Below are 14,013 nucleotides of genomic sequence, written 5' to 3'. Positions count from 1 at the left end.
TTTGCATGGCTGTGCCTGTTCCTGAGCTATTCTCGGACTATTCCGGACGATCGGCAACCAGCGCGACCTTGGTGAATCCCGCACCATTCACCGCCGACATCACCTCCATCACCCGGCCATAATTCAATTGCCGGGCGCCCCGCACATAGATCCGCGTTTCCAGAAGGTCCCGCGTTTCGGCAATGGCCGCAAGGCGAGGCACCAATTCATTCAGGGTAATTTCAGTATCCTCGATAAATATGGCACCAGTTTGATCCAGTGAAATCGTCAGCGGTGTGCTGTCATGCTGAAGCTGCGGGGCTTCGGCTTTGGGCAGATCCACCGGCACCCCGGTTTGCAACAGGGGGGCGGTGACCATGAACACGATCAGCAAAACCAGCATCACATCCACAAAGGGGGTGACATTGATTTCCGCCATGGGGCGATAGCGGGTCACCCCGCGCTGATCCTTGCTCCGCATCTGAAATTGCATTCCGGCCATCAGGCGCTCCGTTCATCAAGCTGGCGGGATAAAATGGCTGAAAATTCATCCGAAAAGCCTTCGAGCCGCCCGGCAAACCGCGAAAGATCGGTGGCATGTTTATTATAGGCAATCACCGCAGGGATGGCCGCCACAAGGCCAAGGGCCGTGGCCAGCAGGGCTTCGGCAATGCCCGGTGCCACCACCGCCAAACTGGTATTGGAGGTGAGCGCGATGGATTGAAAGCTGTTCATGATCCCCCACACGGTTCCAAACAATCCGATGAAGGGCGCGGCTGATCCCAAAGTTGCCAGAAAACCGACCTGGCCTTCCAGCCGCTCCATCTCCCTTGAGATCGAGACCCGGATCACTTTCCCCACCCGATCTTCCACGCTCATCCGCTCCACAAAGCCCCGGCCCGGGCTTTTGGTGGAGCGCTGCCATTCGCGCATGGCCGCCACAAAAACCATCGCCAAAGGATGGCTGATGCGGTTTTTCAGGTCCTCATAAAGGTCTTCGGGCGAAGCCCCCGACCAGAAGCGATCTTCGAAGGCATCGGCCGCCCGATTGACCTTGCGCAGCCGCAGCCAGGTGGAAAATATAACCGTCCAGCTCCAAAGCGATGCCAAAATAAGCGCCAGCATCACCGATTGCACAACAATATCGGCCTGTGAAAACATCCCCCAGACAGAGAAGTCGGCGCGACTTCCCGCCAGCATCACTTCTTCAACCTGTCCGTCCATATCCACTCCTTTTAAAAGCCTGAAGCCTCTTTGGATGGGCTCACGCCTTCCAAAGTTTTCAATATCCGCCGCCACGCTTTCGGCAAGCGGCAGGGCAAACCCTGATCATTGACCAAAGCCACCCGCAGACGCGCCGAGACCAACTGCGCATCCGCACGCCAGATGCTTTGCCCAGCATCAACATAGGCCGCCCCCACATGCAACACCGTGCTGCGCACCAGCAGGGCATCATCGAGCCGGGCCGGGCGCAGATAATCCAGGGAAACATGGCGCACTGCAAAGCCCATGCGCGGCCCATGCGCCGGCCCATCCCTTGGCCCATCCCTTGGCCCATCCCTTGGCCCTGCCCAAGCGGCAATATGATCAATCCCCAGCAGGCGTAACATTTCTCCGCGCGCCCGTTCAAAATAGCGCAGATAATTGGCGTGATACACGATCCCCCCGGCATCGGTATCCTCATAATAAACCCTGAGCGGCAGATAATGCGCACCCGCATCCAGATATCCGCTTTCGGGGCCGGGGGCGCTCATGCGTCTGGCTCATCGGTTGAAAAAAGATCCATCCCGGCAGCCGGGCCACCTCTGGGTGGGGTCAGCCCCAGATGGCCATAGGCCGCAGGCATCAGCATCCGCCCGCGTGGGGTGCGCTGCACCAGCCCACGCTGGATGAGATAGGGCTCGATAATATCCTCGATGGCATCGCGCGGCTCCGACAGCGCCGCCGCCAGTGTTTCCACCCCCACCGGGCCGCCACCATAAGACACCCCGATCAAACGCAGATAGCGATGATCCATGGCATCCAGACCGAAGGAATCCACCTCGAGCCGGGTGAGGGCCGCATCCGCCGCCAATCGCCCCACCCGTTCATGGCCCGCCACCAAAGCAAAATCGCGCACCCGGCGCAAAAGCCGTCCGGCGATCCGGGGGGTGCCCCGTGATCGGGCGGCGATTTCCCGGGCACCATCCTCATCGAGCGCCAGATCAAGAATCCGGGCCCCGCGCCGCACCACCTTGATCAGATCATCCACATCATAAAAATCAAGGCGCGTGGGAATGCCAAAGCGATCGCGCAAGGGATTGGTCAAAAGCCCCATGCGGGTGGTGGCTCCCACAAGGGTAAAGGGCGGCAGATCGATCTTCACCGATCGCGCCGCCGGACCTTCGCCAATGATCAGATCAAGCTGATAATCTTCCATAGCAGGATATAAAATCTCTTCCACGGCAGGATTAAGGCGATGGATCTCATCGATGAACAAAACATCGCGCGCTTCCAGATTGGTGAGCAGCGCCGCGAGATCACCGGCGCGGGCAATCACCGGGCCGGATGTGGCACGAAAGCCGACCCCCAATTCCCGTGCCACGATCTGGGCCAAAGTGGTTTTGCCAAGGCCGGGGGGGCCATATAGCAACACATGATCAAGGGCATCGGCCCGGGTGCGGGCGGCTTCGATAAACACCCGCAGATTTTCCCGCGCCTGCCGCTGACCGATGAAATCATCGAGCCTTTGGGGCCGCAGATCGCCGCTGCCGGCATCCGCCTCATTTTCCATGGGGGTCACGATCCGATCCGTCATCGGGCCAGTTCCTTCAGGCCCGCGCGGATCAACCCTTGTAAACTGAGGGTTTCATCGCCCTGTTGCGCCACCACTGAAAGGGCAGCAAAAGCATCGGATCGCCCATAGCCCAGATTAACCAGCGCGCTGATCGCATCTTCGAGCAGCGCGGCCCGCTCATCCGGGGCGCGCCCCGGCCCGCTTCCACCCGAACCACCATCCGAACCGGCCGAGCCTTGGCCTGCCATCAGTGCCGAGCCACCCTGCGCACCATCGGCAGGCGAAAGCCCGGTGACCGCCGCAAAGGCCACGCCCGCCACTTTATCTTTTAATTCCGTCACCACCCTTTGGGCAAGGCGCGGCCCCACACCCTGCGCCCGGGCCACCGCCACTTTATCCTGAGCGGCAATGGCATGGGCCAGCGTCTGAGGCTCCATCACCGATAAAATGGCCAAAGCCACCTTCGCCCCCACCCCGGAAACCGAAATCAGCAGGCGAAACATATCCCGTTCATGGGTATCGGAAAAACCATAAAGATGAATATGATCTTCCCGCACATGGGTTTCCACCACCAGCGCCAAAGGCTCGCCTAAGCGGGGCAAGGCCGAAAGGGTGCGACCCGAGGCAAAGACCAGATAGCCCACACCCCCCACATCGATCACCAGCCAATCGCTGCCCGTTTGATCGAGAAGGCCTTTGAGTTTCGCGATCATCGCCGTCTCCCGATGCGGCTATGGCTGGCTGCCCCGCCTTGAACCGCGCCCGGCTCCCCTGCCGCTGCCGCACATTCCGCCGCGCGCATGGCCACCCCGCCCCGCTGATGGGCATGGCAGATGGCCACCGCCAAGGCATCGGCGGCATCGGCGCCTGAGATGGCAACGCCCGGCAATAAAACGGTGACCATGGCATGGATCTGTTCTTTGGCGGCATGGCCCGCGCCCACCACCGATTTCTTGATATGATTGGGGGCATATTCCGCCACCACCAGCCCCTTCAGGGCGGGCACCAGCAAAGCCACGCCGCGCGCCTGCCCCAGCTTCAGGGTCGATAGTGGGTTTTTATTGACAAAGGTTTCCTCAACAGCCGCTTCATGGGGGGACCATGTTTCCAGCACCGCCATCAAACCATCATGCAATTCCACCAATCGTTCGGCCAAAGATCGGGCCGCATCGGTGCGCACCACGCCATTGGCCACATGGCGCAAGGCCGTGCCCTCGCTTTCGATGATCCCCCAGCCGGTAAGGCGAAGGCCCGGGTCCAATCCTAAAAGCCGCATCATGCTCCCATTCTGCAGGTCAATCCCGGCGCATCCCCGAAAACCCCAAACCCAATGGCCAGAGCATCAGGCCGCATCCAGCTTGGCCATGATGTCATCGGAAATCTCGTAATTGCCGAACACTTCCTGCACATCATCATTATCATCAAGGGCATCAAGGAGCTTCAAAAGCTTTTCCGCATCCTCTTGCGATACCGGGATCAGGTCTTTTGCTTTCCAGATGAGCCTGGCGCTTTCCGGCGCGCCGAAGCGATCCTCAAGCTGTTTGGCGACGGCGTGCAGCTCTTCGGGGGATGTCAGCACCTCATGGATGTCGTCATCGCTCTCCACATTGTCGGCACCGGCTTCCACCGCCGCTTCAAACAGATCATCGGGCGATCCCACTGCGGCCTTGAAGCTGATCGCGCCCACCCGATCGAACATGAAATTCGCCGAACCGGTTTCCCCCAGATTGCCGCCATTCTTGGAAAAAATAGTGCGCAGATCGGAGGCTGAACGATTTTTATTATCCGTGAGCACATCAACGATCAAAGCGATGCCGCCGGGGCCAAAGCCTTCATAGCGCAATTCATCATAATTTTCCGCATCGCCACCCTGGGATGAGGCAATGGCCCGCTCGATCCGATCTTTCGGCATGGATTGGGTTTTGGCGGCCAGAATGGCCGTGCGCAAACGCGGGTTCATATCGGGATCGGGCAGGCCCATCTTGGCCGCCACGGTGATTTCCCGCCCCAGCTTGGCAAAGATTTTGGCCCGCTTTGCATCCTGGGCGCCTTTGCGATGCATGATATTTTTAAATTTGGAATGCCCTGCCATGATATCCTCTTGCGATTTGGCCCATCATCATGGGCGGCATCGAATGCTGCCCGTTTCCCTGCTTTCTATAGATTTAAGCGGATCGGGCAAGAGGCAGGCGCAAAAGAAAACCGCCATGGCCCCAAAATGCCGCGCTCAGCAGGTTTTTACCCGGTCCACCGCATTTTGCCAGCCATGGATCAGCCCCTTGCGGGCCTCGGGCTCCATCTTTGGGGTAAAGCGATGTTCCAAAGCCCAATTCTGTTCGATGTCGGCCAGATTTTCATAAATCCCGCATTGCAGGCCAGCCAGATAGGCCGCCCCCAAAGCCGTGGTTTCCCGCACGGCAGGCCGCTCGACGGTGATATTTAAAATATCGGCCAGAAACTGCATGGCCCAATCATTGCCCACCATGCCCCCATCCACCCGCAGGGATTGCGGGGCAAGGCCATCGCTTTCCATGGCCGCCAACAGATCATGGGTTTGATAGCACACCGCTTCCAATGCCGCCCGGGCGATCTGCGCCGGACCGGTGGCCCGGGTCAGCCCCAAAAGCGCGCCCCGGGCATCGGGATCCCAATGCGGCGCCCCAAGGCCGGTGAAGGCGGGTACCAGATACACCCCGGAATTATCCGCAAGGCCTGAAGCCAAAGCTTCGCTTTCCGCAGCACTGTCGATGATCTTCAGGCCATCACGCAGCCATTGCACCGCCGCCCCGGCAATGAAGATCGAGCCTTCAAGGGCATAGGCGGTTTGCCCTTTCAAGCGATAGGCAACCGTGGACAGCAGCCGATTATGTGAAACCGGCGGACGGCTGCCCGCATTCATCAGAACGAAACAGCCGGTGCCATAGGTGCTTTTGATCGATCCGGGGGCGAAACAACACTGGCCAATGCTGGCTGCCTGTTGATCCCCGGCCACGCCGCAGATAGGGATAGACGCTCCAAAAAGGGCGGGATCGCTGGTCCCGAAATCATCGGCGCAATCCTTGATCCGGGGCAGGATCGCTGCCGGAATCCGAAACAGCCGCAGCAGGTCTTCATCCCATTCCAGGGTTTCCAGATTCAAAAGCCCGGTGCGGGCGGCATTGGTCACATCGGTGGCATGTTCTCTGCCGCCGGTCAGATTCCACAGCAAAAAGCTATCCACCGTGCCGAAGGCCAGATCGCCATTTTCTGCCGCCCTGCGCGCCCCATCCACATGATCGAGCAGCCAGGCGATTTTGCTGACCGAAAAATAGGGATCGAGCAACAGCCCCGTGCGGGCGCGGAACATCTCTTCCACCCCATCAGCCTTCAGATCGCGGCATCTTTGGGCGGTGCGGCGATCCTGCCACACGATGGCCTTATGGATCGGCTTGCCGCTTTGGCGATCCCAGATGATCGTGGTTTCCCGCTGATTGGTGATCCCGATGGCCGCCACCTCATAGCCCCGCGCCTGTGCCTGTTCATAAGCCCGGCGCGCCACCTTCAGGCTGCTCGACCACAGATCGTCGGGATCATGCTCCACCCAGCCCTCGGCCGGATAATGCTGCTCAAACTCCATCTGATCGGCGGCCACCACCTGCCCCGCCTTGTCAAAGATCATGGCCCGGCTCGAGGTTGTCCCCTGATCGAGCGCCATCAGTGCCGTCGTTTTCCTGCTCATCACTATCCCCCAGATAAGGTCCTTGTCATTCACTATGGCCCGGGCCAGGGGACCAACGCTTTGATAGCCTAATTCCTGAATTTGGGCGGTTCAATTTTTTTAGCGCCCCTCTCTTTTTCAGGCATGTCTTTTTCAGCCTTCTCTTTTTCGACTTTGGATTTTTTTGCCTTGCCAGCTTTTTCCGCCTTATCCGCCTTATCCGCCTTGTCCGAGAGATCGGCCTTGTCCATCATCTCGGCCCGTTCGCGCTGATGCCGTTCTTCCATCGCCTTGCGCTCATCTGTCGATGCGCCCTTCATGGTTTTACGCTCTTCCTTGTGGCGGGCATTCATCGCCTTGCGCATGTCCGCCATATTGGCCTTCATCTTTTCGGGTTGGGAGCGCATCTCTTGTTGGGCTTCGTTGGATTGGCCCTTTTGTGCTATGGCAGGGAAAGCCGAGACCATTATAAAAGCCCCCGCAATCAGGCAGGATAAGCGAGATTTGCCGTTCCTTCTCTTGACGGGCATAGCGACATTCCTTTCTGCTTCGTTCATAGGTTATAGTTGGACGCCAAGCACTTTAGCACAAAAATCCGCCCAAACATGGCGATCTTCAAGCCCAATTGATCAAGGGACCAGAGCCGATGCCCGATAGCCCGGAAGACATTCTTATCACCCGAAATGCCACCATCCTCGAAATCGCCTTCAACCGCGTGCCCAAGAAAAACGCCCTGACCGATGCCATGTATCGCCAGATTGCCGATCAGCTTGAAGCCGCCGCCGATGATGAGGGGATCAGGGCCGTGCTTTTTCGCGGCGAAGGCGGGGTTTTCACATCGGGCAATGATATTCATGATTTCAGCCTGATCGCCACCGGCCAGCGAGATGCCAAAGATATGCAGGTGATGCGGCTTTTGCGGATTTTGGCGCATTATGAAAAGCCTGTGATTGCGGCTGTCGAGGGGTTGGCCGTGGGCATCGGCCTCACCTTGCTTTTACATTGCGATCTTGTTTATGTGGCCAAAGATGCGCGGCTTTCGGTGCCTTTTGTGGATCTGGCGCTGGTGCCGGAAGCCGCATCGAGCCTTTTGCTGCCCCAGATCATCGGCCCCCGCCGGGCCTATGCCATGTTTGCCTGTGGTGCCGTGATGGAGGGGGCCGAGGCCGCCGAACTGGGGCTGGCCAATGAAGCCCTTGATGCGGCGCATGTGCTTGTCACGGCGCGGGAAAAGGCCCATATGCTAAGCCAGAAAGCCCCCGGCGCTTTGGCTTTGACCAAAAGGCTGATGCGCGATGGGGCGTTGATCGCCGCGCAGATGGACCGCGAGGGGGCCTTGTTTGCCGAACGTCTCGTCTCCCCCGAAGCGCGGGAAGCCTTTATGGCCTTTGCGCAGAAGCGGCGCCCCGATTTTAGTCAATTCTGATATCAGCCCCTGTCATGACTATGAAAAACGGAGAGAATGACCATGGATGTAAGGGCCGCAATCGCCTTTGAAGCCGGCAAGCCTTTGGAGATCGAAACCGTTCAGCTTGAAGGCCCCAAAAGGGGTGAGGTGCTGGTGGAAATCAAAGCCACCGGGGTGTGCCATACCGATCAGTTCACCCTGTCGGGGGCCGACCCTGAAGGGGCCTTTCCGGCCATTTTGGGCCACGAAGGCGCAGGGATAGTGGTAGAAACCGGCCCCGGGGTCACGAGTCTCAAGCCCGGCGATCATGTGATCCCGCTTTATACCCCGGAATGCCGGGAATGCGATTATTGCCTCAATCCCAAAACCAATCTGTGCCAGGCCATTCGCAGCACCCAAGGGCAAGGGCTGATGCCCGATGGCACCTCGCGCTTTTCCTATAAGGGCAAGCCGATCCTGCATTATATGGGCACATCCACCTTTGCCAACTATACCGTGCTGCCAGACATCGCCCTGGCCAAAATCTCCAAAGATGCGCCCTTTGATAAGGTCTGCACCATCGGCTGTGGGGTTACCACCGGCATTGGCGCGGTGATCTATACCGCCAAGGTTGAGCCCGATAGCACCGCCGTCGTTTTCGGCCTTGGGGGCATTGGCTTGAATGTTATTCAGGGGCTGAAAATGGTGGGGGCGAAACGCATCATCGGGGTGGATATCAACCCCGCCAAAAAGGCGCTGGCGCAGCAATTCGGCATGACCGAATTCGTCAATCCCAAAGAGGTCAAAGGCGATCTGGTAGGCCATCTGGTGGAATTGACCGGCGGCGGGGCGGATTACAGCTTTGAATGTATCGGCAAGCCCGCCACCATGCGCGCCGCCCTTGAATGCTGCCACAAGGGCTGGGGCGAAAGCGTGATCATCGGCGTGGCCGGGGCGGGCGAGGAAATTTCCACCCGGCCCTTCCAGCTTGTGACCGGGCGGGTGTGGCGCGGCTCGGCTTTCGGCGGGGCGCGGGGCCGCACCGATGTGCCGAAAATCGTCGATATGTATCTCGATGGGCGGATCAATCTCGATGATCTGGTGACCCATAAAATGCCGCTCGATGAGATCAACACCGCCTTTGATCTGATGCGCAGCGGCGACAGCATCCGCTCCGTCATTGTTTATTGATGCCAAAGGGTTAGGCTGACATGCAGATTCTCTCCGATCACAAGATGTTTGAAGGCCATCAGCGCATTTATCTCCATGAAAGCGAGGCCTGCCGGACCGAGATGCGCTTTGGCCTTTATGTGCCGCCCGATGTGGATGCCGCCACCGCCCCGATCCTGATCTGGCTTTCGGGGCTGACCTGCACTGAGCAGAATTTCATCACCAAAGCCGGGGCGCAGCGCAAGGCGGCGGAACTGGGCATGATCCTTGTGGCCCCCGATACCAGCCCGCGCGGCGATGCTGTGCCCGATGCGCCCGATGCCGCTTATGATCTGGGCTTGGGCGCGGGCTTTTATGTGGATGCCACCCAAAAGCCGTGGGACCGGCATTATCGGATGGAGCGCTATATCGCCCGGGAATTACCGGCTTTGCTGGCACAAGAACTGGGGCTGGGATCAGCGCAGGAAGGCAGCGGCAAAATGGGCATTGCGGGCCATTCCATGGGCGGCCATGGGGCGCTGGTGCTGCATTTCCGGCATCCCGATCTGTTTAAAACCGTCTCTGCCTTTGCCCCCATCGTCGCCCCCGCGCAGGTGCCATGGGGGGAAAAGGCGTTCACCGCCTATCTGGGGGCGGATCGCGAGAAATGGCGCGCTTATGATGCCTGCGCCCTTGTGGGCACCTATAAAAGCACGGCCCATATTCTGATCGATCAAGGGCTGGCTGATGATTTTCTCGACAGCCAGTTACAGCCTCATCTGTTTGAGCAGGCCTGTACCGAGGCAGGCCAGGCGCTGACCTTGCGCCGACTGGATGGCTATGATCACAGCTATTATTTCATCGCCAGCTTCATCGATGATCACCTGATCCACCATGCCCGCAGCCTGATGGGAGCTTAACTATAATATTAGCTGATCGCCGCTTTCTGCCGGGCTTGAATGAAATTGATAAAATCCTTCACCGATAAGAGGCTGTCATGCTGGCTCGGGCTGTATGTGACTTGGACCGCCTTTGGCACTACCAAGTGAAGTTGTGCAGCCAGCATTTGATCCGTTTGCGATTTTGTTATGCTGGGCTGCAAAGTGAGAAGGTGCTTTCGCGGGATTTTCTCAGCTTCTGTTAGAACCTGTCGCCACCGATCTTTGCAGCTGGATTTCGCCGCCAGCATAACCAAACCTTCTTCATCACAGGCGGCAGCCTGATAAGCCGCTAAGCTGGGGAAAAGAAAATCCGGCTTGTGATTATGTTCGGTTTTTGCACCCCGAACATAGGCGATACCATAAGCATCAAGCACCGCAGCGATGTGGTGTTCCAAGGAATGGCCCATACGTGATTTTCTACGATTTTGCACCCCCAAAGAAAAACTGAGAAACCCGTCCACATCAATAGTCTCCGCCGTGACAAAGCCCTGCGCAAGGCGCTCAGCCACGACACGCCGTTCTAGGCGACGAAACAACGCTTCTTCATGATCAAGCCATGCCAATAAGGCCCCATCAGGATCGTCCTCAGCTCGAACTTCAGGAAGGGTTAGCCGGGCAAGCTGGGAAAACTCAGACGTTTTCGGAAAGGTGGTACCAAATTTTTCAATGATACTGTCAAGCGAGTTGGCTTCCGGCTCTTCAAATTCGATCCCCACCTCATCGAGGATATATCGGGCAGCGAAATCCAGCTCCGGCTCTGCGTCAGTAAATTCCCGGGAAACGAAGGACTGATCCCCGGGATGCAGACCAAACAGCCAGAAAAGCTGCTGCTCGTTGGTCGATCCCTCGGGCACCACAATGAACCACAAAAGATCGCGCTGGTTTTGGTGCCGATTTTTTTGTCTGGCCTTTGCAAGAAAAAGAGTATCTCCGCTCTGCATCATCTCGGTGACCGGATTGGAAGGGTAGTAAAGCCGCCATTCCCCCGCCCTGGGCTTGTTTCGCCGCGCATCATAGTGAGTTGCCCAGCCTTCGATTGTCATGCCATCCTGATCTTCGCCGAGCCAGACATAGATCACATCGAATGTCTTCTGATCTTCTGTGCCAAGAAAATCATGACGCATCTTTTGGGTCGTGCCGATTTCATGCTGGTTTGAAGTCTTTGGCTCGGCATCCACCGCCGAAAGCCGCTTCACCCCCACGCCTTCGAAATAGTCAGCCAATTGCCCACGTTTCATCGTGTCTGTTCTCCCTTAATCTATCATCAGAGCTCAGTCACAAAAAGCGGATTTATACAACTTATGGAAAAATCCGATGATTATATGCCTTTACCACAACTTTTCTATAAGTAGTATGTTAAAGATTTTTATCAATCGGTGCGGCACATTTAAACGAATGCCTCCAATCATCTGGCTTGGCCTATAAATTCTTTTGATTAATGGGGATTATTCTGCCGCTATCAAAGGCTCTGGCAGGGGCAGTTGTCCTTGAAAACTGCTCGGAACCTCGCGCCCATCCAGCACCATGGCATTAAAAATACTGGGCTGCATCAATTGCGCAACCGCCCGCACGACCGGCACGACAACGGCATTGCCAAACTGACGATAGGCCTGTGTATCAGAAACGGGAATCTGCCAATCTGCCTTGCCCGGCTTCTCAAACCCCATGAGACGGGCACATTCTCGCGGCGTCAAGCGACGCGGACGTTTGTTTTCCTGCGCGATCAGAATTTCCGACCCATCCTTGTAATAACGGGCAGACAAAGTGCGCGCCACATCCTTCGGGCCAAAAAGTGAATAGCCAAAACCATTCCCAGCGCTGCGATGTTTTTCCTTATAGCCCTGAAGATAAGTCCACAGATTCTCGGTCAAGGTATATTTTGGATCAACATCTTTATCCAAAATGGCACCAAGTTTGGGCCCATTTCCTTCGGGGATAGCAAGCCTGTCGAAATCGAAAGTCATCCGCTGATCTTTAAACCCAACAATAAAGATGCGCTCGCGTTTTTGTGGCACCCACGGTGCCGAACTGATAACCCGATGAAAGACGCGATAACCCAACTCATTTTCCAGAACATTCATGATCGTGGCAAATGTCTTGCCGCCATCATGGCGTTCCAGATTCTTTACATTTTCCAGCAAGAATGCCGGTGGGCGATGATAGGCAATGATTTTCGCGAGATCATAAAAAAGGGTGCCCTGCGTATCACAAAGAAAGCCATGCGGACGACCCAAGGCATTTTTTTTGCTGACCCCGGCAATAGAAAAAGGCTGGCAGGGAAAGCCAGCCAGCAGCACATCATGCTTAGGAATTTTTTGTGGACTATCCGCAAATGGCCGCACATCCCCCGCACAAATATGTTCGCTGTCTGCCCGTTCAGGAAAATTGGCCTTATACGTCTCTTGGCTGAAACGATCCCATTCAGCCGTAAATACACAGCGCCCACCGATTTCTTCAAACGGAATTCTAATTCCGCCTATGCCCGCAAAAAGATCAATGAAACGAAAGCCACAGGAGCGATCTTGAAAGCCCCGCGCATTCGCAATATTGCTCAATTTTTCAAGCTTAAGCGGATCGATCCGCTTGCCCTCACCTTTCATATAGCGTCGCACGGATCGCTCGCTCATGCTCAGCAGCGCGGCTACATCCCTGATGCCTAGGCCGGCATGGCTCATCAATGCGGAAAAATGCGTGCCGGTGGGAGCATTCATGGCCAATATCTCCGTGTCATTTATTGACATTCTGTCATAAATCGTCCCAGCGGATTTTAAAAGCTTTATATCATGTTCGCATTTTGTTCTATGCGGTGCAAGAATAAAATACGCAATCAGAACCGCCTGTGATTAAGCACATCATAGACCGGTGGATGTGGCGGCACCGAATACAGCCCGGATCAAACAGGCTGTACAATTTCGCTCACCTCGCGCGCCTTGCAAAATCGCTCCCGATCCTGTTTTCAAAAAGTTTTAAATTTTTTAAAAAACACAATAGATAGAGGTCATTAGCCTATCGCCGCGGCGATATTTAATCGCTCAAGCCAGCTTCATCGATGATCACCTGATCCACCATGCCCGTGGGCTTTCAGGCTGACAGGCGCAACCGGCTGAACCTAAAATTCATCATCGATCAATTGCGCCATCGCCTCTCCCAGCCAGCTACGGGCCGCTTGAGCCGCCTTGAATTGATGGAAAGAGAGGAAGGCATGGATCGCCCCTTCAAAGCAGCGATCATGGGTCTTCACCCCGGCATGTTTGAGGCGCGCGACGAAAATTTCATTCTCGGAACGCAAAGGATCATGCCCGGCAGCGATCAGAAAAGTAGGCGGCAGACCGGACACATCCTCGATAAAAAGGGGAGAAAGAGCCGGATCGGCGCGGCTGATGGTGGCATCGGGCACATACCAATCCGCTGTGGTATCGATGGCATCCCGATCCAGAAGATAGCCGCCGCCGCCCCAATCCATGCGCGATGGATAGGCCTCATGCGGGCGGCTGATATCCAGCATTGGATAGATCAGATATTGCGCCCTGAGCGCCAATTCGCCACCGCCATGCAGCCGATGCGCCACCACAGCGGCAAGATTGCCACCGGCGCTATCGCCCATCACCCCAAGCCGGGCCGGGTCGATACCAAGCATTGATGCATGGCGCACCACCCAACGCAGGCTATCGATACAATCATGAAGCCCGGCGGGAAAAGGGTGCTCCGGCGCAAGGCGATAATCCACCGAAAGCAGCGCAACGCCGCTGCGGTCGCACAGATCACCAGCCAGTTCATGATAGCTGTCAAGATCACCCATCGCCCAGCCGCCACCATGAAAAAACACGACGAGTGGAATCGCCCGCTCGGTTGCCACAGGACCGGCAGGCCGATAAAAGCGGGCGCCGATCGGACCATCGCGCCCCATCAGGGACAGATCCTCACTCTGACAGGCTGGCACCCTGGACGACACCAAACCGGTAAACAAAGCATGGCTCATCTCGCGCGCGGCCACGATACCAAGCTCGGCAAAGCTCGGCCCATCCGCCGCTGCCGCGTTCATTTCCCGCAAAAAAGCCGCGGCATCATCATCCAAAGTCATCTA

General features: G+C 56.9%; 15 protein-coding genes. 3 read left to right on the top strand and 12 right to left on the bottom strand.

Annotated features, from left to right (window positions below; genetic code table 11):
• Positions 1-37: 37 nt before the first annotated feature.
• The 9 genes from tolR to QK300_RS06900 all read right to left on the bottom strand — a co-directional run bounded on the left by tolR (position 38) and on the right by QK300_RS06900 (position 7,009).
• Positions 38-481, bottom strand: a complete 444-nt coding sequence (tolR, locus tag QK300_RS06940; RefSeq protein WP_281300978.1) for a protein TolR — start codon at positions 479-481, stop codon at positions 38-40.
• Positions 481-1,203 carry a protein TolQ gene (gene tolQ / locus QK300_RS06935; RefSeq protein WP_042083970.1) on the bottom strand — a complete coding sequence of 241 codons (723 nt, stop codon included), beginning with the start codon at positions 1,201-1,203 and terminating at the stop codon, positions 481-483. Before tolQ ends, tolR begins: the two co-directional genes overlap by 1 nt.
• Before the next feature lie 11 nt (positions 1,204-1,214).
• The gene (locus QK300_RS06930; RefSeq protein ID WP_281300977.1) at positions 1,215-1,733 is read right to left on the bottom strand and encodes a hotdog domain-containing protein; all 519 of its coding nucleotides are present in this window, start codon (positions 1,731-1,733) and stop codon (positions 1,215-1,217) included.
• Positions 1,730-2,776, bottom strand: coding sequence for a Holliday junction branch migration DNA helicase RuvB (ruvB, locus tag QK300_RS06925; RefSeq protein ID WP_281300976.1), 1,047 nt, complete (start codon positions 2,774-2,776; stop codon positions 1,730-1,732). Before ruvB ends, QK300_RS06930 begins: the two co-directional genes overlap by 4 nt.
• Positions 2,773-3,468 (bottom strand): Holliday junction branch migration protein RuvA, encoded by a 696-nt coding sequence (gene ruvA, locus QK300_RS06920; RefSeq protein ID WP_281300975.1) that lies wholly within the window; start codon positions 3,466-3,468, stop codon positions 2,773-2,775. The genes ruvB and ruvA overlap by 4 nt, the downstream gene beginning before the upstream one ends.
• Entirely contained in the window at positions 3,465-4,031 is a 567-nt protein-coding gene (gene ruvC, locus QK300_RS06915; RefSeq protein WP_348651845.1) for a crossover junction endodeoxyribonuclease RuvC, read from the bottom strand. The genes ruvA and ruvC overlap by 4 nt, the downstream gene beginning before the upstream one ends.
• Before the next feature lie 66 nt (positions 4,032-4,097).
• Complete coding sequence (locus QK300_RS06910; protein WP_281300973.1) at positions 4,098-4,847, bottom strand: YebC/PmpR family DNA-binding transcriptional regulator; 750 nt, start codon at positions 4,845-4,847, stop codon at positions 4,098-4,100.
• A 135-nt stretch (positions 4,848-4,982) separates the two neighbouring features.
• The gene (gene glpK, locus QK300_RS06905; RefSeq protein WP_281300972.1) at positions 4,983-6,473 is read right to left on the bottom strand and encodes a glycerol kinase GlpK; all 1,491 of its coding nucleotides are present in this window, start codon (positions 6,471-6,473) and stop codon (positions 4,983-4,985) included.
• A 68-nt stretch (positions 6,474-6,541) separates the two neighbouring features.
• Positions 6,542-7,009, bottom strand: a complete 468-nt coding sequence (locus QK300_RS06900; protein WP_281300971.1) for a hypothetical protein — start codon at positions 7,007-7,009, stop codon at positions 6,542-6,544.
• An 89-nt stretch (positions 7,010-7,098) separates the two neighbouring features.
• Between QK300_RS06900 and QK300_RS06895 the strand changes: the two genes are divergently transcribed.
• From QK300_RS06895 to fghA, 3 genes are read left to right on the top strand one after another with little or no spacing between them, the layout of a single operon-like run.
• On the top strand, positions 7,099-7,878 hold the full coding sequence (locus QK300_RS06895) for an enoyl-CoA hydratase-related protein (protein ID WP_042083988.1): 780 nt from the start codon (positions 7,099-7,101) through the stop codon (positions 7,876-7,878).
• Positions 7,879-7,920: 42 nt separating this feature from the next.
• Complete coding sequence (locus QK300_RS06890) at positions 7,921-9,030, top strand: S-(hydroxymethyl)glutathione dehydrogenase/class III alcohol dehydrogenase (RefSeq protein WP_281301082.1); 1,110 nt, start codon at positions 7,921-7,923, stop codon at positions 9,028-9,030.
• Positions 9,031-9,050: 20 nt separating this feature from the next.
• Positions 9,051-9,908 carry an S-formylglutathione hydrolase gene (gene fghA / locus QK300_RS06885; RefSeq protein ID WP_281300970.1) on the top strand — a complete coding sequence of 286 codons (858 nt, stop codon included), beginning with the start codon at positions 9,051-9,053 and terminating at the stop codon, positions 9,906-9,908.
• 8 nt (positions 9,909-9,916) lie between these two features.
• On the opposite strand, the gene QK300_RS06880 is transcribed toward fghA, so the two are convergent.
• From QK300_RS06880 to QK300_RS06870, 3 genes are all read right to left on the bottom strand, one after another.
• The gene (locus tag QK300_RS06880; RefSeq protein ID WP_281302279.1) at positions 9,917-11,167 is read right to left on the bottom strand and encodes a type II restriction endonuclease; all 1,251 of its coding nucleotides are present in this window, start codon (positions 11,165-11,167) and stop codon (positions 9,917-9,919) included.
• A gap of 207 nt (positions 11,168-11,374) precedes the next feature.
• A complete protein-coding gene (gene dcm / locus QK300_RS06875) occupies positions 11,375-12,640 on the bottom strand; it encodes a DNA (cytosine-5-)-methyltransferase (protein ID WP_348651843.1) in 1,266 nt (421 codons plus the stop codon).
• Positions 12,641-13,038: 398 nt separating this feature from the next.
• The gene (locus QK300_RS06870; RefSeq protein ID WP_281300967.1) at positions 13,039-14,010 is read right to left on the bottom strand and encodes an alpha/beta hydrolase; all 972 of its coding nucleotides are present in this window, start codon (positions 14,008-14,010) and stop codon (positions 13,039-13,041) included.
• Positions 14,011-14,013: the final 3 nt, after the last annotated feature.

The organism is Iodidimonas sp. MBR-22, assembly GCF_029946565.1.
Lineage (GTDB): Bacteria > Pseudomonadota > Alphaproteobacteria > Sphingomonadales > Rhodothalassiaceae > Iodidimonas > Iodidimonas nitroreducens.
This window is presented reverse-complemented; position numbering and strand designations above follow the sequence as displayed.